At 36.8% G+C, this 23,320-nt stretch carries 14 protein-coding genes; 5 read left to right on the forward strand and 9 right to left on the reverse strand.

Going from position 1 to position 23,320, the window contains the following annotated elements; genetic code table 11:
* Window positions 1-31 precede the first annotated feature (31 nt).
* The 9 genes from HGC4_RS17415 to HGC4_RS17455 all read right to left on the reverse strand — a co-directional run bounded on the left by HGC4_RS17415 (window position 32) and on the right by HGC4_RS17455 (window position 16,082).
* A complete protein-coding gene (locus HGC4_RS17415) occupies window positions 32-982 on the reverse strand; it encodes a glycoside hydrolase family 43 protein (protein ID WP_050711414.1) in 951 nt (316 codons plus the stop codon).
* A gap of 73 nt (window positions 983-1,055) precedes the next feature.
* Window positions 1,056-3,866 carry a family 43 glycosylhydrolase gene (locus HGC4_RS17420; protein ID WP_082204232.1) on the reverse strand — a complete coding sequence of 937 codons (2,811 nt, stop codon included), beginning with the start codon at window positions 3,864-3,866 and terminating at the stop codon, window positions 1,056-1,058.
* 102 nt (window positions 3,867-3,968) lie between these two features.
* A complete protein-coding gene (locus HGC4_RS17425; protein ID WP_050711415.1) occupies window positions 3,969-5,531 on the reverse strand; it encodes a RagB/SusD family nutrient uptake outer membrane protein in 1,563 nt (520 codons plus the stop codon).
* A gap of 79 nt (window positions 5,532-5,610) precedes the next feature.
* Window positions 5,611-8,601, reverse strand: coding sequence for a SusC/RagA family TonB-linked outer membrane protein (locus HGC4_RS17430; RefSeq protein ID WP_050711416.1), 2,991 nt, complete (start codon window positions 8,599-8,601; stop codon window positions 5,611-5,613).
* A gap of 200 nt (window positions 8,602-8,801) precedes the next feature.
* Window positions 8,802-10,610: a glycoside hydrolase family 2 protein gene (locus HGC4_RS17435; protein ID WP_050711417.1), complete on the reverse strand. Its 1,809-nt coding sequence runs from the start codon at window positions 10,608-10,610 to the stop codon at window positions 8,802-8,804.
* Between the two features lie 124 nt (window positions 10,611-10,734).
* Entirely contained in the window at window positions 10,735-11,868 is a 1,134-nt protein-coding gene (locus HGC4_RS17440; RefSeq protein WP_050711433.1) for an aldose epimerase family protein, read from the reverse strand.
* A 5-nt stretch (window positions 11,869-11,873) separates the two neighbouring features.
* The gene (locus HGC4_RS17445; protein ID WP_050711418.1) at window positions 11,874-12,887 is read right to left on the reverse strand and encodes a family 43 glycosylhydrolase; all 1,014 of its coding nucleotides are present in this window, start codon (window positions 12,885-12,887) and stop codon (window positions 11,874-11,876) included.
* A 103-nt stretch (window positions 12,888-12,990) separates the two neighbouring features.
* A complete protein-coding gene (locus tag HGC4_RS17450; protein WP_050711419.1) occupies window positions 12,991-15,006 on the reverse strand; it encodes a hypothetical protein in 2,016 nt (671 codons plus the stop codon).
* 110 nt (window positions 15,007-15,116) lie between these two features.
* The gene (locus tag HGC4_RS17455; RefSeq protein ID WP_373419319.1) at window positions 15,117-16,082 is read right to left on the reverse strand and encodes a glycoside hydrolase family 43 protein; all 966 of its coding nucleotides are present in this window, start codon (window positions 16,080-16,082) and stop codon (window positions 15,117-15,119) included.
* Between the two features lie 738 nt (window positions 16,083-16,820).
* Here HGC4_RS17455 and HGC4_RS17460 point away from each other — a divergent pair.
* The 5 genes from HGC4_RS17460 to HGC4_RS17480 all read left to right on the forward strand — a co-directional run bounded on the left by HGC4_RS17460 (window position 16,821) and on the right by HGC4_RS17480 (window position 23,294).
* Window positions 16,821-17,669 carry a helix-turn-helix domain-containing protein gene (locus HGC4_RS17460; protein WP_050711421.1) on the forward strand — a complete coding sequence of 283 codons (849 nt, stop codon included), beginning with the start codon at window positions 16,821-16,823 and terminating at the stop codon, window positions 17,667-17,669.
* 361 nt (window positions 17,670-18,030) lie between these two features.
* The gene (locus HGC4_RS17465; RefSeq protein WP_050711422.1) at window positions 18,031-18,642 is read left to right on the forward strand and encodes a DUF3575 domain-containing protein; all 612 of its coding nucleotides are present in this window, start codon (window positions 18,031-18,033) and stop codon (window positions 18,640-18,642) included.
* Between the two features lie 55 nt (window positions 18,643-18,697).
* Entirely contained in the window at window positions 18,698-19,831 is a 1,134-nt protein-coding gene (locus tag HGC4_RS17470) for a hypothetical protein (protein WP_157258377.1), read from the forward strand.
* Window positions 19,832-19,916: 85 nt separating this feature from the next.
* The gene (locus tag HGC4_RS17475; protein WP_050711424.1) at window positions 19,917-20,837 is read left to right on the forward strand and encodes a FimB/Mfa2 family fimbrial subunit; all 921 of its coding nucleotides are present in this window, start codon (window positions 19,917-19,919) and stop codon (window positions 20,835-20,837) included.
* A 69-nt stretch (window positions 20,838-20,906) separates the two neighbouring features.
* Entirely contained in the window at window positions 20,907-23,294 is a 2,388-nt protein-coding gene (locus HGC4_RS17480; RefSeq protein WP_082204233.1) for a BACON domain-containing protein, read from the forward strand.
* Window positions 23,295-23,320: the final 26 nt, after the last annotated feature.

The following is a 23,320-nucleotide window of genomic DNA, read 5'->3' on the forward strand; positions in this document are numbered from 1 at the left end:
TAAAGATTTTAGGATCAAACCTTTTCCTTACTTACTTTAGCGTTGGTACACTATACTGAGAATTGATTCTCATTCTATCAATACCATTCTCATTCTGAAAATACACATCACTTATATACATTGCCCTTGGGTGAATATGGGTTGTATCGTGATGTGCGTGAAATACAATACGCAAATTACCTTCTTTATCGGTAAATGTTGCACTATGCCCCACTCCAACTAAATTGCCGGGCTTTTGAAGGATTGGATTCTCCGAATATTTAGTCCATTCGCCCATAATGTTATCGGTAGTAGCATAACCAATGCCATAGAAAGGACTTTCGTAGCTATTAGCCGAATAAGTCATGTAATACAATCCATTTCTTTTGATTACAAACGGTCCCTCGTTTACTCTTGGCCAAACTTCTTCCCATGCTTGAGAAACATGAATACAAGGGTGCATTGTTTCTGCTTTAATGGACAATAGATCGTCATTTAACTCTACAACCCAGATATTCAGACCATCATTAAAACGATCGAAAAACAGATAGGCTTTGCCATCATCATCAATAAATAAAGAGTTATCTATTGCTTTCTCACTATCCAACATCGGTTTCTTATCCTCTTGCTTAAAAGGACCTAGAGGAGAGTCGGAGACGGCGGCACCAATATGCTCATCGCCCGAAAAGTACATATAGAACTTCCCGTTTACATGATATACTTCGGGAGCCCAAAACCAACGGCTTGCCCAAGTGCCGTTTTTATGTAGAGCTAATTTAGCTTCTTTTTTCCATTTATTCAGATCATTTGAAGTATAAACTTCAATACCATCCTCAGCATTAGTTCCATATGCGTAGTACGTATTATCATACAGCATTATAAAAGGATCACCCAGAGGAACCAGTGATATTTTAGGCTCTTCGGTTATAGTGGGCTGATTATTTTGGCAGCCAGATACAACGAGAGAGATAATACAAAGCAATAAAAGATTATATCTTTTCATTTGAGTACATTTTTAGGATGAAATAGAAGAGAGGCTGTATTTTTATAGGCAACCTCTCTTAATTATAGTTTTATTATTCAGGGATATGATATCTCATAATTCCATTATATATGGGAAGACCTCCTTCCGAAAACAAACCTACCTGAGCAGGAGTTGCAGAAGTTTTTAACCGACAGATTTCTTTTCCATCCACATAAATGAGTAATGAGTCTTTTAACTTTACACACCTCAGATTGTATGAATCTTTAAGCAATTCCTTTACCCGTATCTTATACAAATAAGGGTTTTCATCTGTTGCCTCCTTATTGATAAAACGCAAAGCCTCAGCTTTTACCTTATCGAAAGTCATCTCATTATATGCTGGATGCTCGGCTACTCCATTTTTTGCATTTGCGAATGAATGCCACTCTCCGTTTACTGAATATTCGGCTGAAACTTTATCAAACATATTATCTACAAAAAGATCGTCATTATTAAAAGCTTGCCTGCTTAACCTAATTGCATCTATCCAGGTAGGTGTAGCAAATGAATATCCTTTCTCTATGAAATCAGTATATTTTATGTCGGCATAATGGGTTTGCCATTTATAAAGAGGGTAATCGTTTTCTGCTATTAGTTTACCTTTTGTCATAATAACTTCAACTAACTTTTTACGCTCATAATCGAACACTACTTTCACGTAATTATCCTTATCAATAAAGATGGCATATACACCCACAGTTCCAGAACCTGAAGAATTTGTTATTTGTGTAGAAAACTCATATTGAGAAAGGAAGTCTCCTTTAAAAACTTGAAAATTATCGTTCAACACTTCCAATCCTTTTTCTGCAACATTGTATTTACCTATTGTCTGCTCTCCTGATTGTGAATTTCCCCAACCATAGATATTTGCATCAGATTCGTCCCAACCAATTGTATAGATTAACCCCTCGAAAGACGATTTTCCTTTTTCCGAAAACAAACCAGGAACTCCTTTTTCTGATACAGTAGTTCTAAGAATAGATAACTCAGGTGCAGGAATTTCATCAATGCTTATTGAGAACACTCCACTATTTCGTTGTACTGTTATTGTATGATATACACCAAACTTAAAATCGGCTGATAATGAATACGATTTTGTATCTATCGATCCTCCTGTATTCGTTTGGTAATACCAACTCTTGTTAGACGAATCGAGTCCTATTTTCAGCCAATTATTCTGATCTTTATACCATGCAATTACGCCCGCTTTATCAGTTGTATTTATACCTGCTTCGAAATAATAATCCGTGGACTCGAAACTCTTTTCTAATATTGCTGTTTGGGATGCTTGGCTATTAGATATGAATTCTCCATTTGCTACAACCCATTCTTTAGCAGAAAACACCCATTTATTTTTAGATAGTTTGCTATCATCAAAAGTATCGCCATAAGTAGGTTTAGTCGGTTCAGGGAAATAGCCTTTGGTATTTGCACTGGTTATACCATCAGAATGCATAGTCTTATCAAAAAAATGTATTCGATTGACGTATTGACTACGAAGCTCTTTATTCTTATTTGCCATATAAATCAACCACCATTCAAAACCATTGGGTCCCCGTAGTATATTAGGTTGTCCGGGTGAGAAAAGAATATCGTCTGCTTTATCGTTCTGCATATTAAAGAGCGAAACATTTATATAACTATGTTTTCCAGCTTTACTTTCAATCGCTAAACAGTTCTCTCCGTTTAGTAAGGCTGCTTTTTCTTTCTCTGTCAGATTAATTATACGATAATCGGAGCCCGACTTATCATATATAAGATTACCATTCAGATATACTTTTGTATCTCCATCGTGAGTTACACGCAATGCTAGATTTCCTATATCCCATTTGTTGACTGTAAATATTTTTCTCAGATAAATTTCTTTATCATTCCATTTTGTTCCTTGTTTACGGACTGTTGATCCTTTTATATTCTCAGAAGCAAAACCACCTTTTCCTCTTTGCCATGAAGAATCATCAAAAGAAACAGTTTTCCAATCTTGTTGAGGTGCGTTGATTGTATACGTAAAAAGAGGGTTATAAGTTTTACCAAATTGCAACAAGTCTACATACTCTTCCTCCACATTTGTCTGATTAGACAGTAGTAAAGGATACGAATATTTTGTTCCGTGATTAAATGTAGTCGGCGAATCGGCTTCTGCCACCCCCAATTGATAATTGCCCCATTCGGTAGCTGTATGATTGGCATTATACATCATATAATAGCGATTCCTGTATTTCATCACCCAAGGACCTTCGGCGACACGATTATCCATCGTTTCCCATGTCTGAGGCAAGGATGCAAACTGGTAAAGCGGATGACCACTAAATGTGTATGGATCTTTCATCGGGCGAACCCAAATTGTATTGCCATCCGTAAACCGAACCATATACATATAGAGTTTACCATCATCGTCTTTAAATACTTTCGGGTCTATTCTATTGTCCATCCAAGTACTTTTTACGGGTTCGGTATAAGGTCCGAGAATATTATCAGCATCGGCATGTGCAATGTGTACTATATGCTTATCTTTTCCCCAATAATTGACCGACCAATACAGATGAAATTTTCCGTTTAAATAAATCATATCATTGGCGTGAATCTGATCGTTTCCTGCTCCCGTTCCTGCTGTCCATTCATTATTCATATCCAACACATGAACAGGTCCTGTCCACGTCGCCAAATCGTTGGATACATAGTAACTACCATCGGTAAACACACCGCCTATATAATATTTGCCATTGTACTTTATAACACCTGCATCGGCAACATGTGGTAAAACCGGATTTTGAATATTCTGTGAGAAAAGCGAACTTATTTCAACAAAAAACAAGAGAGCAATTAATAGTATGTATCGTATATATATTTCATATTTATTCATAACTCTGCTTTTTTAAAGGTCAATAAACCTGATAACAGATAGCTATCAGGTTTATTGAATCTATTTTGAAAAGGATTAAGGTCTTAGACCTTTTTGTATTACTTAATAATTGGGGTTCTGCGTCAATTGACCTTCACTATTATCTACTTCTATTTGTGGAATAGGTAGTCTATTGTGTTTACCTATTATAAAATTATTGAAATCTTCGTCTCGGCTCTTCAGTTCTGCTAATCCAACCTGATTATCCAATAGTCCCCAACGCTTAAGATCGGCCCATCTCCATCCTTCGAAACAAAGTTCAAGAGACCTTTCCATTTGCAGACGTTTCATAAAGCTTTCTTTCGAATTAAGCGAACTAGCATATATACTGTTGGCTAGTTTAGCTAATCCAACTCTGTTTCTTACTTTGTCTACATAAACAGCTGCCTGAGTTGTGCTTCCCCCTGTTTCAACAATACATTCGGCATAATTAAGAAGAATATCAGCATAACGCATGATCCGATAGTTATTTGGTGCAAAGTAATCTTCTATGGTACGGAAATAAGCAGTATTATATTTGCGGATATAGCACGAAGATCCCCATCCTTTTTCGTCCCACTGGGTAGTTGCATTTACCGAATAATACATTGGATTACCGTTCGGGAAATCTTTTATAAAATCACGATAGAGAACGCTATTATATAAACGAAGGTCATTGGCTCCATCTGTTCTTTTTTCTTTCAGGAACTCATCAACCAACCATCTTCTGGCTTTTCCATCAGCCCAGCCAATACCCTCAGGTGCATAAAATTGGGTACGTTGAAAGCCGGTTGCCATACTTGCATTATTGCCGGTTCCTCCTTTATTGGTATCATCAAACTGAATCTCGAAAATGCCTTCTTTATTATTTTCATCCAAGTGAGTAAAGTTATTTACCCAATTATCTATCAAACCATATAGAGAGCCTTCTTTATTTATCAACCATTCAAACTCGGTCTTTGCCTGATCATACTTTTTTTGTTGTAAATAAGCCTTGCCTAGTAAAGCCTTTGCCGCACCCATTGTAGCTCTACCAGCATCGGCATCACCCCATTTTTCGGGTAAAGTATTTTCAGTTATTGCAGCTTTTAAATCAGTTTCTATTTGAGCCCAAATTTGTTCGCCGCTCGATTCTACAGGTACATAATTTGCATCTGTAGGTTCAAGAATAAGAGGTCCTTTTTCCCACAGAAGATTTACCTGAAAATACCACAATGCTCTCAAGAAATGTGCCTGCCCTAATATCTGAGCTTTTTTATCAGCATCCATGTCAATATTAGGTACATATTTCAATACTTGGTTACAACGGAAAATAGCCATATAGAAATGTTCCCAATGCATATTATTCCCATCATAAAAATTATAGTTGGTATATGAGAATCGAGTCCAATCGGCAAGCTCTATCCAAGGAGAAGAGCTCAGCCCCTCATCCGAAGTAAGATCGTATCTGAATGAAAGCCAACGCATCCACGTACCCTCTTTATAGAAAGCACTGTAACAAGCATTTATTCCTGCTTCTGCATCGGAAGCAGTCTTCCAAAAGGTTACCGTAGTACCTTGGTTGGGGTTATCTATATCTAAAAGGCTTGAGTCGCATGCGGTAAATCCCAGCATGGCTCCGATTAGTAGAATATATATTTTTTTCATCTTATTATTAATTTATAAGGTCTTAGACCTATTTATTGTTTTGATGTAGGATAAATCAGCAAGTATTCAATTATTTTTCTTAAAATGTAAGATCTAAACCAAACATAACCGATCCCATATTGGGGAATGCAAAATTGTCGGTTCCTCTATCCCATACATCATTGTTTATAAATTGAGGATCTAATCCGCTATATTTAGTAAAGGTTATCAGATTATTTCCTGTTGCATATACTCTAAGAGCTTCAATCCCCAAGTTCCTTATAAACTTCTTATCGAAAGTGTATCCAAATTGGATGTATTGCGAACGAAAAAACGAACCGTTTTCCAAATATCTATCGCTATCATAGGCATTACGAGCATCTCCATAAATAATGCGTGGAGTATTCGAATTTGGGTTTATTTGATAAGGTTCTTGTCCTTTTTTGAAATTCAAGTAGCTCGAATTATCTGCAAAATAAGTTCCCTGCCATTTGGTTACATTATATATATCATTTCCAAATTGACCATACCACATCATCGAAAAGTCGAAGTTTTTCCAGCTACCCGTAAAGGTCAGAGCCAATTGTGCTTTTGCCCATGGATTTCCAACTATCTGACGGTCATTAGCAGTGATAGAACCACTGTCATCGGTATCTATATAAATAACATCACCTAGTTGAGGTCTTTTGTCACCGATAAGAATAGGTGTTCCATTTGATGTTACATAATTATCTATTTGTTCTTGCGTTCTGAAAATACCCGCAGTTTTATACAAATAATACATAGATAAGGGCTGTCCTATCTCCGATTTAGTTTTTCCCGAATAGTATACATCTTTACCATAGCCCAAGTCTAATACCTTATTGTTAAGTGTAGTTAAGTTGGCTACTATTCCATAGTTGAAGTCTCCTATTTTATCTTTCCAGTTTGCAGTAAACTCAAAGCCTCTGTTTCTCAAACTTGCAGCATTAGCCAAAGGTGCACCTTCTTGATTACCTGTTGATATAGCAATAGGCATTGTAGTTAATACATCTCTCGATATAGCATTATAATACTCGGCACTTGCTGTTAAACGTTGATCTAAGAAAGCAGCATCAAAACCAACATTCACAGTTTCTTTGGTTTCCCATTTCAAGTTTGAGTTAACAATCTTAACCTGAGATGCTCCCGAAACCAATTGTCCGCCAATTACGGTAACCATACTTTGGTTGATTGTACCTAAATAATCCCAGCTACCAATAGCGGCATTACCCAGACGACCCCAGTTTCCACGAAGTTTCAAATCTTCAATCCATGACACATTGAAAAATTTCTCCTGAGATATTCTCCAAGCTCCCGATATAGATGGGAAATTTCCCCAACGATTTTCTTTCGACAAACGAGATGTACCATCTCTACGCATTGTTCCTGTTAGATAATACTTATTATCGTAATTGTAATTGAATCTTCCCAGATAGGAAATCATCGAATTTTGTTGAATACTGTTGAAATTCTGTTGATTACTTTGTCCTGCATCCAATACAGTTAAGTAACCCCCTCCCACCATTGGAAAGTTAAGACGCGAACCTCCTACTGTTTCCCATTTATAAGTTTGGTAAGTAAGACCTGCTAATGCATCAATATGGTGTTTTCCGAAATCCTTATTGAAGTTTAATGTATGCTCTAAAAGTCTGTTATAGGTATTAGCTCTTTCTTTAAGACCTTCTGGATCGCGGTGTTCCTGATTTCTCTGCCAGTTACCTTCTCCTCTGAACCATGATTTCTCCCAGAAATAATAGTCGATACCAGCATTCAACTTATAAGACAGGTAAGGTAATGGTTTAAATTCGAACCAAGCTGCACCATTAAGTCTATGTTGAATTTCTCTCTGACGCTCCAAAGTTTCGCGAGCTATCGGATTCACTCCAAATGTATTGGCATTTGCATCTCCATATCCAAATCCTCCGGGGTTGTTTGCATCATACACAGGAATGGTAGGAAGCATTCTCATCACATCGTTATAAGGATTGGTTTGCAAAGGGTCTTTATCTGTAGCCGAGAATGCAAGGCTTTGTCCGAAAGAGAAAACACCTTTCTTTCCATCGGTATTCACCCTGAAACTATATCTGTCGAAATCGTTTCCGAACGAAACTCCTTTATGATTAAAGTAACCTCCTGAAACAAAATAGCCTCCATGTTCACCACCTCCCGATAACGATACATTATAGTCTTGAATAACGCCCGTTCTGAACACTGCATCCTGCCAGTTGGTATCATAATCTGAATGTTGTTGTAAACCACCTTTCCAACTACCGTTAGCAATTCCTTCGGTATATGCCAAATCATTGTATTTTTTATAATTAGCAGCATCCATTAAGTCGTAACGAGGAGTCCATTCCATAGTTGCTTTAGCGTTCACGCTAACTTTCATCGGCCCCGATCTTCCTTTCTTTGTAGTTACTATAATTACACCATTGGCTGCACGCGAACCGTAAATGGCTGCCGAAGAAGCATCTTTCAAGACTTGAATAGTCTCAATATCCGATGGATTAAAGTCTATTCCCGGATTCATAATCATACCATCCACAATCCAAAGCGGACTACGATCGCTAAGTGTACCCACTCCTCGAATCTCTATTGAAGCATCTTCACCTGCTCTACCGCTACTACGGACATTTACCCCCGTAGCCAGTCCTTGCATCTGAGTAGCAATAGTTCCGGCTGCACTTTTTCTCATTTCCTTAGTATCTACTACGGAAACTGCTCCGGTGAGGTCTGCCTTTCGGATTGTTTGATATCCAATTACGACTACTTCATCTAAGTCTGCCGCATTTTCTTTGAGAGTAATATTGAGAGGCGTACCATTGTAAACTGCCTCTTGAGTAGTAAGACCTAGAAAAGAAAAGACCAAGGTTTGTCCTCTTTCTCCTGAGAGACTGAACTTTCCGTCGATGTCTGTAACCGTTCCGGTCGTGGTTCCTTTAATTTTCACATATACGCCGATGAGTGGATTGCTTTCTACGTCTACCACCTTTCCGGTAATGTTTACATTCTGAGCACAAACGGCTAGTGTAAACATACTTAGCATAAGAATTAATAATTTTTTCATCATCTGAATTAGATTTTATTAGATAAACAAAGGGTCTATACTGCCCAAATTACATGGGTAGTAAAGCATTATTAAAATATAGAGATTAAGATTAAGGTCTCAGACCTATTTATTGGTCCCACTGAACGTTATTTGTTCATTCTAGTTGTAATAACTTCGGACTGTTACAACTTTGAAATACCACATTACCAACTTTCAGCTACTTACTTGTTTAAAGAATTACATATTTCTTGGTTAACTTTTCGGGTGCGAGCTTCGTCTAATTTAATAACCTCACGGTCATAGGTCATCAGTCCGTTTACTTCACCTTCAACATCCGTAGTCTGAGTATAAACAGCAGCAGAAAATCCTGCTTTTATCAATTTTTTCAGTACTTCGGCATACTTTACATATTCGTCGGTAACTTCTTTCGAATTCTTGAATTGCACATATCCCCAGTTTTTGTCGGGCTGCCACAAGTGACCTTCGAGAGGAAGCCCAATACCACCATATTCACCTAACACCGTTGGTCTTTCGGCATCGTATAAATAAAGTTCGGGTCCCGGATAATTATGCAAATCAAGCATATCGCCTGTGCGGTAGTGATTACCTCCACTTGCAGGATTTACCAAACGCGATGGATCGTATTTTTTAGTCCATTCGGCAGTTTCAACTGTTTTGAATTGTCCCCAAGCTTCATTAAACGGAACCCATGTTACGATAGACGGATATGAAATAAGATAGTCTACAATGTCTTTCCATTCTTTATAGTAGTTTGCTTCTGATTCGCCCGAACGAATTAGTTCACTACCATTAAAGTACTGACGGTTTTGCCATTGTGGAGACTTATCTCCATTAGGCATATCCTGCCAAACGAGTATTCCTAATCGGTCGCAATGTGTGTACCAGCGAGCAGGTTCTACTTTCACGTGCTTACGAATCATATTGAACCCAAAGTCTTTGGTCTTTTGAATATCATATACCAAAGCCTCATCTGTGGGAGCGGTATATAATCCGTCGGGCCACCAACCTTGATCGAGAGGACCAAATTGAAAATAGTCTTTATTGTTCAACTGCATGCGTACAATTCCATGATCGTCTCTTTTACTCGAAATCTTACGCATAGCCGCATAGCTATTTACCTTATCTACCAGTTTACCATTGTTATACAAGTTAACTTCGAGGTTGTATAAGAAAGGAGATTCGGGCGACCATAATTTCATATCAGTAATAGGAATATTCAATTGCTGACCTACTGCTCCTTTTGCTTTTGCTACAATAGATGAACCGTCTTTTACTACAACCTCTATAATATCGGCAGATGTAGTTTTTTGGGTAGACACATCTATTGATAGTTTCTTAGTATCAATATTAGGAATCGTCTTTATTGAAGCTATATGTTGTGCATTAACCGGCTCTAACCAAACAGTTTGCCAAATGCCCGAAACGGGAGTGTACCAGATACCTTCGGGTTTGGAATTTTGTTTACCTACCGGCTGGAAACTATCGGTAGTAGGATCCCATACTTTCACTACTAATTTCTGATTTCCATCTGAAAGAAAAGGAGTTATATCAAACGAGAAAGGGGTATAACCACCGGTATGGCTACCTATTTTAATGTCATTGAGGTAAACTTCTGTTTTCCAATCTACTGCTCCAAAATGTAACAAGATGGTTTTGTTTTTCCAATTCGCAGGAACGTTAAACGAACGTTTATACCACAGTTCGTTATCTTTTCCAAGTTCTTTTTGAACTCCCGAAAGGCTTGATTCGACTGCAAATGGCACAAGTATTTTGCCATCGTATTTTTGAGGTTCATTCTGTCCATTGGGTAATATTGCATACTCCCACAATCCATTGAGGTTTGTCCATTCCGAACGTTCCATTATCGGACGAGGGTATTCAGGCAATACATTATTTACATCGATGGTCTGCGCCCACTTCGTCTTTATTTTATCTCCCATCGGTTTCCACTGTGCAAACAACCCGATGCAAGATATCATCATTGAGAATAATAAAAAGTTTCTTTTCATGGTTATCGTATTTCTGGTTAAGGATTCAGACCTATTTAATCTTTTGCGAAGCATAACAACCTAAAGCTGATATAACCATACAACAGATGATAAAGTCCTTTTTTACTCACTATTTATTTCACAGTTACTTTTGTACTGAGAATTTATAAATACATGTTTGGATATATGTTTCTCCCGGATTTAAACGTGTTGTTGGGAAATTAGCATGATTAGGACTATCAGGGAAATGTTGCGTTTCGAGAGCAAAGGCTTCTCTATATTTCAACGGCTTGTCAGTTTTTCCCGCGACTTTTCCATCAAAAAAGTTACCGCTATAAAATTGCAATCCGGGTTGATCTGTCCACACTTCCATCTTTCTTCCACTTGCAGGCTCATAAATAGAAGCTACTAGCTCTACATCCTTATCTGTTTTTCGGTCTATAACCCAATTATGATCGTAACCCGCACCGTTTTTCAATTGCTCATTCTCAACATCTATTCTTTCGCCAATAGAAGTCGGTTTTCTAAAGTCAAAAGGAGTACCCTCTACACTTGCTATTTCTCCTGATGGAATTAATACACTATCAACGGGAGTTGTATTACTTGCATTGATCGTTAGGATATGATCTGTAATAGCTCCGTTTCCTTCTCCTTTCAGATTGAAAAGTCCGTGATGCGACAAGTTTATTACCGTCGCTTTATCCGTAGTGGCAGCGTAGGTAATTTTGAATTCATTTTCGGGAGTAAGAGCATAAGTCAAATCTATTTTCATAGTTCCCGGAAAACCTTCTTCACCATCGGGCGAAACATACGACAGATGTATTTCGTTGTCAGTCACCTTATCAACATTCCAAACAACCATGTCAAGACCTTTTAAACCTCCATGTAATGTTTGACCATTGTTATTGATAGGTAGCTGATAGGTAGTTCCATCCAATTCGAATTGCCCCTTAGCTATACGATTTGCATAACGACCAACAATCGGTCCTAAAAAACGCTCGCCTTTATTATTGATATATCTGTCGATACTATCATAGCCCAGTACAATGTCTTCATATTTTCCATTTTTATCGGGAACCCAAAGCGCAACCACTCTAGCACCTAAATTGGTAACTTGCATAGTTAATCCGCTTGCCGATTTTAAGGTATATAGATCAACAGCTTTGCCATCTACCTCTGTTTTGAATGCAGATTCGTTCAATAGCGGTAGTTCTTTATTGGGGTGTTTATTACATGAGAATAAACATATTAATAAGCTTAGATAAATAAATGTTTTCATATTTTTCATTGTTGAATTTCAAACATAGGTTTCGGAGCAGATAATGAAGGACTTCCGTTTTCCACATAAGGCCAGTTATTATTATCCCACTTTATTTGGTCAAGCAACAATACCCTACCCTGCGGATTTTTCACATCCACCCCATGATAAAATATCCAATCGTTGCCAATCTCGTCTTGTACTATTTCGGAACAGTGACCGTTTCCTACAAAGCGGCTGTTACTATTGATTACTATATTATATCCGTTATCGACCATACTCTTTCCATCCTTATCTACATAAGGTCCCATAAGTGATTCCGATCGTCCAACAACCAATTTATAAGTGCTGTTAACGCCTTCGCAACAAGTACCGATGGATGCAAACAGATAATAGTAATTACCCTTTTTATATATATAAGTACCTTCAAAGGCCGTTCCTGCAATGTATTTCTTTTCAGCACCTTCTTTTACAGTAAGCCCATCATTGCTTAATTCTATACCATAGATACCTCTGAAACTACCCCAAAACAGGTATTTCTTTCCGCTATCTTCGATATAAAAAGGGTCGATTGAATTTGTCACCCCTATTTCATTACTTCTAAAAAGCTTTCCCTTATCGGTAAAATGTCCTGCGGGACTATCGGCAACTGCCACTCCAATTCCACAGGTTTCTTCGCCTCCCCAAACTGACATCGAATAATAAAGGACATACTTACCATCTATGTAATTAATATCGGGAGCCCAAAGTCCTCCTTTAGGTTCAAAATCGGGACGGCTACTGTCAGTGAAAACTGTTCCTACAAAACTCCACGCAATTAGATCCTTCGATTTATAAATTGGCATATTACGTACATCTTCTGTTGCATAGAGGTAGAAATAACCATCGGCAGCTTTAATTATTGTAGGATCGGGCAAACTCCTTGCAATCACTGGATTCGAATATGTAGTTATTTCGGGTGCAGGAGGCGAATCATTATTGTTCGATGAACACGCCGCCAAACAAACCAATGTAAACAGATATAAAAGAGTTTTTCTCATAATATTAAGGAATTGAACGTATTTAATAATATATTCTATAAATATAATCACCTCTAATACTCACTCTTACCAAGTGTAATAGATAGCTTTGCGATCTTAAACCTTATTTCTTCTTGTAATTAAAGTAATTTTCCACTCGATCAGGGCTTAGCATTTGCCATAGCGATGCAACTGTCCAGCCCGGAGCAAAAATATCATTGTAGAAGCCTTTTCCGTTTTTACCATAATCCCAATTTGTATGCTGTACAACTTCAGGATAATAACCAACTTTAGCTATATCGAACATATGTCCTTTAACGGGCATCAATTGAAGCATAGAACTTTTGATGATAGACGAAAATTCAGAAAAACGAGGTTCGTTACGTTCTTTAGCCAACCAATCAAGAACGGTTGCAAATTCAAAGATAAATACATCAATGTGGTTATTTTCGACTGAAACATTCCCCCAACCTCTCGATTTAAAGTTTACATCGCCCAACATTTGACCTTGTGCAAAAGGCACATCCCACATATAATACCACGAAAGGCTGAAATAAGCAGCTTGCTTGCTTAGGTCAATATAATGTTGCTGCTCTTTTCCTTTGGACACCATTGCCAGATAATACATAGCAGTAGAAGCATATAAAGAAGCTTCTTTATCTTCGCAGTTGGCATCTAGGGTTGATGAAAAATAATCGGCTTTAGAGACAAGTTCTTTCTCAAGATAAAGAGCTGTTTTTCTGGCACTTTCTAAATACAACTTATTATTAAAATAGGTATAAGCCATTGTTAATGGTAGAGTTGCCGAGGGTGTACTACCTCCCGATTCGTCTACTATTTTGAAATTGTCTTCGAATTTACGAGGAAAACTACCATTTACTTCTTGTAATTTGAGAAAATTATTCAGAAGAGTTTTTATTTTAGCCTCCCATTCTGCATGCTTGCGACCTTTTCTTTTTTCGTATTCAAGATAATTCAGTATTGCAAAGGCTCCTTCGGATTGACGGCGGATACTGTATATTTTAGTTTCATCATTATGATCATAATCAACAAACTCTCTAAAAAAGCCGGAAGGGGTAAACCCATACTGTAAATAACTATCGAATATCGAATTTGCTTTTTCTACTAAATCGGGTCTGTTATTTGCTTCACCATACTCTAGAGCATTAAACGCATTCAATAAAACACGACCAACAAAACCAACTTCTACCGAACCTGTATTTTTACAATCGTCGGTACGCATGTGTACTCCTGAGAAATATTTCAGATCATATTTATCAACATAACTTTCATGGAAAAAGTTCGAAAGTATTTCTTTTGCTTCCACTGTCGATAAGTGATCTTTTACTTCCTGAGGTTTTAATGTATCAAATGAATAATCCCAAACGGAAGCTACAAATGTAGAAAAATCGGATGCTTTACTTTTTTTGATCTCCCATACTAATTGACGGGTTTCTCCTTTTTCTAATTTATCGAATGCCTGCACAGCTGGAGCTAAAGTCAGTTTACGAATATATGTTTTAGGTGCTTCACTATACGGAAATCCAAAAACAAGAGACGATTTTCCGTCTTGATTACGAAACCCTGTAAATCCTAAAGAGGTTTTTCCTGATAGGATAACTTCCCCTTGACTGTGGCAGGCTAAACTTTCGTTCTTAAAATCATCTAAACGCAATACTGTATAATAAGCTCCCGTTTTTTCGTTGAATATCCCCGTAAGAGGTGTACTCAAACGATCTTCTCTCACCTGCCAGCTATCGCTTGTATAAAACGATGGTGCTTCCTTGGGTGATCTTAAGTTGCGTCTATACCAAAATCCGGGCATATAGAATTGACAATCATCATGATTCATCGTTGTATTATAGCTTTCTTCAAAATTATAATACACTAAATCGTGAGCTTTGATCGTAATTATCAGCTTCAATACAGAGTCATTTTCGACAGCTTGTTCTTTTATCTCAACTGGTATCTTTTCTGTTGATGTCAACATTCCATTTTGAATTTGCAATGGATAAGCTATTGCCGGGTTTCCGGGAGACTTTAATGTTATTTGTCGTACCAAATTATCAGCCATATCAGCTGCATCAATCAATCCGATAGAGGAGATAAATAGCGCAATTAGCAAGAGTTTCTTTTTCATGTGTGTATATCTTCTTTTATTGAGGTCTCAGACCTATTTATAATTTTGGTATAGAGATTATCCCATTTCGGACAGACAAATAGGTATACCCGAACTACCATTTAGTTGTTCTATTTGATATTTGTTTGCTGAGGTGCTATAATATTACCCCCAATTTTCATTACTGGGGTTTCATCTTCAGAAAAAGTAACATCTGCTATATACATTAATCGAGGATGCACATTTTCTTTATCGTGGTGAGCATGAAATACCATTCGCAGTTTGCCCTCTTTATCTCTAAATATTGCACTGTGTCCAACACCTACAAGATCATCAGGTTTCTGAAAGATGGGGTTTTTATCGTATTTCACCCACGGTCTCATTGGCGAAGTAGCAGTTGCATAACCTACTCCGTAATTTTGACTATTGAAGTCATTCGCAGAATAAATCATATAATAAATACCTTTATGCTTAACTATAAAAGAGCCTTCGGTTACACGTCCCAAATCCTTTTCCCATTCTTCTGTTACATGAATACAGGGCTTCATTGTTTCTTTTCTTATCGTTTTCAGATCTGATTCCATTTCGGCAACCCAAATATTATTTCCGTCCGTAAAACGAACAAATGAGAGGTACGCTTTGCCATCGTCATCTATGAAAAGTGAATTATCGATGCACTTTTCATCTTCTATGATCGGCTTTTTTAAGTATTGACGAAAAGGTCCTGTTGGTGAGTCGGAAATAGCAACACTTATATGCTCATCAACTGAGTAATACATATAGAATTTTTTCTTTTGTGGAATATAATACACTTCGGGTGCCCAAAACCATTTGTCTCCCCACGAATCATCTTTGTGTAGAGCCAATCTGGATTCTTTTTCCCAGTTAATAAGATCATTTGATATATATACAGCAATACCATCCTTATCATTAGTTCCATAAGCATAGTAGGTATTCTCATGTAATATTATAAATGGGTCAGCTAAAGCAATAGGTTGCTTTAAGTTACTAGTGATTTCATCTTTTGGGGTTGCAGAATTCTTATTAAAAGGAATTATGAGCAGACTCAATAGAATAAAAATTGTGCTCTTAGATATTCTCATGATTTCAGGTTTATTTTTCAGGTTCGATTTCTTTGGTCAATCAAACATATAAAAAAAATAAACTAAAAAACACTGTCACACGTATTCTGAATAGTATGTGCTATCCTTTGACATAATTGTGCTATTTTCTCTCTACTAAGGCTATTCTATTGGGTTTTGAGGCTTTGAGATATATTCTGCAACAATTTGATCATTCAGTGATATTTCTTTAAAATGATTCAGCCGTATTTCCGAACAAAAAAGGGAATGGACTGAGCTTATCCATAATTTATCAGATTTGTAAATTTCATGGTTGGGAAGTCAATTATAACTCTGAAGATAATATGCATCAGTTTAAAGTTATAGTTTAATCGTACCATCTTATAATAACAGTACTTTAAAAGAATAAACACCTACTTTATTCTTTAATCTCTTACCCAATTTCTCGGCATAATGCTATGCTTGAACTCTATATAGTATCAGCGAATCTCTCCTTCTTCAATAATATCTATCTTATAAAAAACATATGTACTAGAACAATAGAGTCTAACACTCTGTTATAACAAAGCAGTGGTATTAGGGAGTTTGCAGAATAGGCATCGCCACTACCCTTATTGAGTAATACCTTCGCTTAAATCCTCATACAAAACACATAATAAATAAAGAAAATCAGTTCGATCAGAATTGACAGATCTGTTAGGTCTGAAATTTACATGTTTGCAAAAGCAGAAATACAGAATCAGTTAACACGGTATGAGAACTTTACATTTAGAAAAAGGATCTTTCCTCCTCAACAATGGAGCAGGTGATGATCTTATTATAGAATATATAGAGCTGATAGAGAATAGTACATGGACTCTTTCAGATAAATACAGTACAATGATTTTTGTAATGAATGGAGAGTTATTGTTCTCCTTCAATGAATATAAAAATCAATTAATTGGTGAAGGGAAAGCCCTAATGATTCCTACTAGTTATAAATTTTCGGCTGTAACAAAACAAAACTGCACACTAATTACTATAAAGATTCCTGAGAGTATTCATTTTGATAGAAGCTTTGCTCTGGAATCCCTTCTCTCTACAAAAAGTAGTGAGTATACATATAATCTTTCTTATTTAGATATTAATGAAATGCTGTGGATGTATTTAAATAACTTGCAGTCATATTTGACGAAAGGGATACAATGTGCCCATTTATTGGAACTTAAGATCAAAGAATTATTTTTCATCTTTCAAGCTTTCTATTCTAAAGAGAAACTTCTCGACTTCTTCTATCTTCATTTATCAACAGATATATCTTTTAGAGACTTGGTTTATAAGAACTATGCAAAAGCAAAAACGGCTCAAGACTTGGCTTTTCTTATGAATTATAGCTCATCCGGATTCCACAAGCACTTTAAAAAAGTTTTTGGCATGCCTGCTTATCAATGGATACTCCAAAAACGATCTAAAATTATTTTATACGAAATAAGCGAAAGTAAAAAATCGTTTAAGGAAATAAGTGAAGAATATGGCTTTAATTCTCCTGCCCACTTTAATGATTTCTGCAAAAACAAATTAGGTTCTTCCCCAGGAACTATCAGAAAAGAATCTTTGAAATGAATTAAGGTAAAAATATAGTAAGAAAATACAAAAATCTATAACAGAAGAGGAGTGTTTTTAGAATAAATTTGCCAATGTTCAAGAAGAAGGTAGTAAAATTAGTTTTATAAAAGGTTACAGAAACTAAAGTAGTTGAACAAATTAGATATAGCACAAAGTTCTGTCATATTCTAAAATATGTTATCTGATATAGAATAAAAAAGGGTTATCTATATCCTCACTCAAATCCAACAAATTTTCAAGATACACAAAAGTATAAATAGATCAGAATTAAATGGTCTGACAAGCACGTTATGGGTATATCTCTAAGAGAAAGGAACTCTTAATAGATTAATAAAGGTATTACAAAACTTAATGCATCATGGCTAAACGATTAGGTATAATCTGGGTTCTGTGCTTTTTAATGATAAATCAAACTTTACAAGCACAAGAAATTTCTATAAGCGATAAACAATACGCCACTCCTTCTTTTGCGATAAAATCAAATCTGCTCTATCTCGCAACTACCAGCATCAATTTGGGTGGCGAATTTAAAGTTTCCCCTCAATATACCCTAGACCTTTCGATCAATTATAACCCTTGGTCTTTCTCTAATAATAAAAAGTTTAAACATATATTGATTCAACCTGAATTGCGTTATTGGTTGAGCTCGCCTTACAGCGAACATTTTTTCGGATTTCACACTCTATATGCCCATTACAATGTGGGTGGTGTAAAATTGCCATTTGGTATTTTTCCCTCTTTACGAAACAATCGTTACCAAGGTAATCTATATGGTGCAGGGCTAGCTTACGGCTATCAATGGAACTTAGCAAAACAATGGAATCTCGAAACTTCTATTGGCTTAGGATATGTGTACATGGACTATAAACGCTATAGTTGCCAAACGTGTGGCGACCTTATAGAAAGTAGTCACAGCCACTATTTTGGGGTTACAAAAGCAGGAATTTCTATTATCTATTTATTAAAATAAAGAGAGAATATTTTCTATAAGATCCATATTTATGAACATCTAATTTTAAATTACAATGAAAAAAAATTTCAACTTTTTAATGATTATCGTCATATTGATTACAGGCTTTATAAGCTGTAATAATGACAATGAGGCCTCTCCCAATGAGTCGATCAATCCTAAAAGTGTAACTGTAAAAGTTAAGATAGGAGAAACAACAACTTACTCGGAAGGAGCAACTGCAGTAGGTGTTACTCCTGATCTAACTGATTTGAAGCTATTCTTTACTGATGGCACAAATATCTTAGACACAAGAACTGCAACCGTGGGTTCTATTACTACTATTTCGGGCCAAACGTTTACTAATGTTCCCGGAGCTGCAACAAAAATTATAGTTGTAGGTAATGCCACAGTTCTAGCCTCTCCTACTCTACCCACAACTGGTACCGAAGCGGCACTAAAAGCGGCTATGATAGAAATTTCAAAACAAACTCATCCTAGAACTGCCGTAAATCTACAAGGAGAAGGTCTTATATCTGTTACAGCAGGAGTCTATACTGCTGCTTTGGATATATATCCAGCTGTATCGCATATTGAAATTGCTCAGGTTATAGCCAAAACAAGTGGAAATGGAGCACAATATCCCTTAACAGCATTTAAACTTACCGCAATTTATATTAATAACACTTATACAAAGCTAGGAATGGATAGGTCAACTCTTCCTACAGGTGTTGATATTTTAAATTATGGACAAAATGCTACACAATGGACTGCTTCGTATCCTGCCAGATTCTGTGACTTACCTGTAGGTCCAGCTACAGAATTAGGAGGTACTACAACAACAAAAGCTCCTACAACTGCCGGTCAGAAATGGGGATATTTTGTAGTATCGCCTCTTGCTAACAAGGGAACTACAATTGATGCAGCAGTACAGAGCTCCGTTCCTCATATTATATTGAAAATAGAAAACGCAGTAACTTCTGTATCGGGTGTTGTTCTACCTTCTCCTGCCTATATTACAGTACGAAGTTTGAAAAATGGAGCCACAGCTCTTACCGCATTAGATCCGGGTAAAGTATATAGCATTGCATCAATAGATATAGCAGGCGAAAACTTATCAGCGAAACCCGAGACTGCAGCAAAAGCAGATATAAATGTTACCGTAACAGTACACCCTTGGACTGATGTAACTGTTACACCTGATCTGTAATAGATAAAGATTCAAAAAAATCGGTTATTCAAAAATGCACATATCAAGCAGTATTTGAGGCTTAATAGTCTCAATACTGCGAAATATGCCAAAAGACAAATCTTTAAATATAGATACAATGAAACTGCTTAAAACTCTGTTTGTATTTCTGATAGCAGTATTATTTGGTGGATGTATTGACGAGGATACTAGTGATTGCCCACCAACTGAAAACTTCTCTTTAAGGTTTAATTATATAAATTTTGGGGAATATATAAACCGTGTCAATATAGGGATATTCGACCGTAGCGGTAGATGCATACAAGTAAGGCAGTTAGAAAAATCTGATTTGAATAATTCTCAAGGTATCACACTCTCACTAGATACAGGAAAATATACAGCTATATGCTGGGCCAATTCATTTGACAAAACCCGTATAAAAGGCTTAACCGTGGGATCTCTTATGTCAGATGGAGAAGTTTATCATACTAACTATGGAACCAATATTCCTATTAACAATAACGATTCGCTATATTATGGTTCACTCAATTTCTCTGTATTACCAGGAAATAATATTACCGACACACTTTACTTTAAACCTGCACATATAAGACTTAATGTGTATATAAAAGGATTAGAAATGCTTTCTCTGAAATCTTATGCAGCTAATGATCCCGCTATACGCATCAATAACCTATTGCCTCTCTATGATTTTAAGAGGCAACCAAAAGGAGCACCCGTAAGTTATTATCCATCGATAAGTGACTATACTGCAGAGATAATACATATTAAATGCGATGTATTGTACTTTAGTCTGAACGATAAAATAACAGTAGATATTCTGGAGAATACTATCTCGAATAAAGTATTATGGACTGTAGACCTTATTAAATTCACTCGTGACAATGGTATATCTATCGATGATAACCATCAGATCGATATTCCTCTGCAAGTTACTTTTTTAGACGGAAAGATTACCGTTTCATTGGCTCCATGGGGCAACAACCCTGTAGATCCTGACCTCTAACATTCTTGATTAAATATAATCCGCAGAAAGACAAATAAATTTTGAAACAATCAATATATAAGTAGCAAAATGAAAATATATAGATTATACATTTACCCGATTTTTATTTTGAGCTTCATCCCGATGCTGTTTTTCAGTTCATGTGTAGTTGACGAGCAAGATAATGAAATAATAGATACAACAGGTAATGCCAATGTCACCTTTACGCTTCAAATGCCAGGACAAGTTGAAGGAGGAAAAACCTATGCTTTGAATGAATCTAACGAAAATGAAGTAAAAACTATCGAAATATTGGCTTTTGACACCAATGGTGCTTATCAGTACATAGCTTATAGTGATGTGATTACAAACAATGGAGCATCGGATAAGAAAAAATTCACGGTTAAACTAGTAAAAGGCACATCCGATCTTGTAATATTGGCTAATGCCCGATCTATTATTACCAGCAGCTATCCCACAGGTATTCCATTAAATACACCCAAAGCAACCGTATTGAGTAGTCTAAAGATGGATAACGCCAGTAAATGGATTACCAATACATCCTTACCAACCTACAAAGCTATTCCGATGTGGGGAAAGACCGGAAATCTCACTATTAATGAGAGTACTACAATTAACGATATTAAAATGATACGTATGCTAGCTAAAGTAGACGTAGCTCTATCAACTGGTGTTGCTAAAGCCAACTTTCAATTAAAAAGTGTTAGCCTTTACAACTATAACAGCAAAGGCTCCTTGATACCAACAGGAGTCGGAACCTGGGACGATACCAATAATAAAGCATTATTACCCAATGTGCCAATTGATGCTACTAAGACTTTAGGCCCATTAGTGTATGAAAATGCCGAAATTACGACTGTCAATGTCTCATCTATAAGTGAAATATATACTTTTGAAGCAATTAAAGGCACTTCTGCAAATTCGTCACAAAACACCTGCTTGGTAATAGGAGGTGTTTACATTCCAGATAACACAACATACTATTATCGTATTGATTTCTCAAATACTGTAAGCAATGTTACAACCTATCTCGATTTACTACGTAATTATAGTTACAAAGTTAATATAACTAACATAAGTGGCCCCGGCTTTACCAGTGCTACAAGTGCCTTCAATGCAGGACCTGTAAATATAACAGCCAATATATCTGCTTGGAACGATGGAGGGTTATCAGATATAAGCTTCAATGGGCAATATGCACTTGGTGTAAGCGAAAGCAACATTACATTATCTAAAGAGCAAACCTACTCAGGTATAACTGTGAGTACTAGCTACACAGGAGCAACTCCACGATGGACAGCAGTTAGCTCAGATAGTTGGTTGACCTTATCATCAGCATCCTCAGCAATCGAAAAATCAGTTCTTCTATATACAGCTTCAGAAAATACGACAGGATTAAGCCGTTCGGCAACCATAACTATCACAGCTGGCTTAATCGTGAAAACCATTTATGTAGTTCAAGGGACGGATAGTTATCCTCTTTCCGTTGCTAGTGAGTCTAATTCTTATATTGTCGCCCCACATAGTCTGGGAGTAATGCTACCGGTTAGTCGTGCCAATGCCGACCTAACAACACGCATAGGAGCAAGCGATGCCTTTACCGGTAACTTAATCTGGACCGACAATATAAACGGTCTTAGTCTAAACTCTCCAATCCATCGAATTCTTCGGGTAGGCACAGGTAATTCAGGCAAAATAATTGCGGTACCAGGAACTGTTGAAGGTAATGCTCTTATTAGCGCAGAAGTAGGAACAGATGCCACTAAAATAAAATGGACCTGGCATATCTGGGTTACCAATTACACAACACCTACAGGTATTGCAATAGGCACCTTTTTAAATCGAAATATGGGAGCTTTGAGCGGTACACAAACAACTCTTAGAAGTGAATGGGAAAAAACAGTAGGATTAGTATATCAGTTTGGACGTAGCAACCCTATGCCTTCAACCTTAGGAAATGTATATGGAGCAAGTGGAATAACCCCTCTTTCTGTTTCGACTACAACTACCAATACCCTAGCTTCTGCAATACAGAACCCATTAAATATGATGACATCGGGATGGACAGGATCAGCGGCTGGTAACTCATGGAACACTTTATTAGGGGCAAAAACAGTATATGATCCTTGTCCTGTAGGATGGCGAGTACCGAAAGTTTTAGCTTGGGCATCACTCCTACTTTCAAACTTCCCCGTAAGTGGTACATGGACCGATCCGAATGCCACAGGAGGAAGATCTAACGCTTCTATTGGAGGTTTCTACCCTGGAGCCGGATACCGCATAGATACCTCTATTAATTTAGTAGGAGCTGCCGGATTCTATTGGGGTGCTCTCGCTTCAGCTACTGTGGGTTATTCCTCTGGTCTCGTTTTTGGACCTGCAACTCTTGAAACCAATTATAATCTCAATTATAATGTTGCAATCCCAGTTCGATGTGTCTCTGAAACATCATTATAACAAATATGAGGATAAAGTTGAACATA

Origin of the sequence: Dysgonomonas sp. HGC4, assembly GCF_001261715.1 — a bacterium.
Lineage (GTDB): Bacteria > Bacteroidota > Bacteroidia > Bacteroidales > Dysgonomonadaceae > Dysgonomonas_A.

Excerpts from the sequence above, each read along its gene's own strand:
- HGC4_RS17415 (WP_050711414.1), bottom strand. The coding sequence starts at position 982 with ATGAAAAGATATAATCTTTTATTGCTTTGTATTATCTCTCTCGTTGTA.
- HGC4_RS17420 (WP_082204232.1), bottom strand. The coding sequence starts at position 3,866 with ATGAATAAATATGAAATATATATACGATACATACTATTAATTGCTCTC.
- HGC4_RS17425 (WP_050711415.1), bottom strand. The coding sequence starts at position 5,531 with ATGAAAAAAATATATATTCTACTAATCGGAGCCATGCTGGGATTTACC.
- HGC4_RS17430 (WP_050711416.1), bottom strand. The coding sequence starts at position 8,601 with ATGATGAAAAAATTATTAATTCTTATGCTAAGTATGTTTACACTAGCC.
- HGC4_RS17435 (WP_050711417.1), bottom strand. The coding sequence starts at position 10,610 with ATGAAAAGAAACTTTTTATTATTCTCAATGATGATATCTTGCATCGGG.
- HGC4_RS17440 (WP_050711433.1), bottom strand. The coding sequence starts at position 11,868 with ATGAAAACATTTATTTATCTAAGCTTATTAATATGTTTATTCTCATGT.
- HGC4_RS17445 (WP_050711418.1), bottom strand. The coding sequence starts at position 12,887 with ATGAGAAAAACTCTTTTATATCTGTTTACATTGGTTTGTTTGGCGGCG.
- HGC4_RS17450 (WP_050711419.1), bottom strand. The coding sequence starts at position 15,006 with ATGAAAAAGAAACTCTTGCTAATTGCGCTATTTATCTCCTCTATCGGA.
- HGC4_RS17460 (WP_050711421.1), top strand. The coding sequence starts at position 16,821 with ATGAGAACTTTACATTTAGAAAAAGGATCTTTCCTCCTCAACAATGGA.
- HGC4_RS17465 (WP_050711422.1), top strand. The coding sequence starts at position 18,031 with ATGGCTAAACGATTAGGTATAATCTGGGTTCTGTGCTTTTTAATGATA.
- HGC4_RS17470 (WP_157258377.1), top strand. The coding sequence starts at position 18,698 with ATGAAAAAAAATTTCAACTTTTTAATGATTATCGTCATATTGATTACA.
- HGC4_RS17475 (WP_050711424.1), top strand. The coding sequence starts at position 19,917 with ATGCCAAAAGACAAATCTTTAAATATAGATACAATGAAACTGCTTAAA.
- HGC4_RS17480 (WP_082204233.1), top strand. The coding sequence starts at position 20,907 with ATGAAAATATATAGATTATACATTTACCCGATTTTTATTTTGAGCTTC.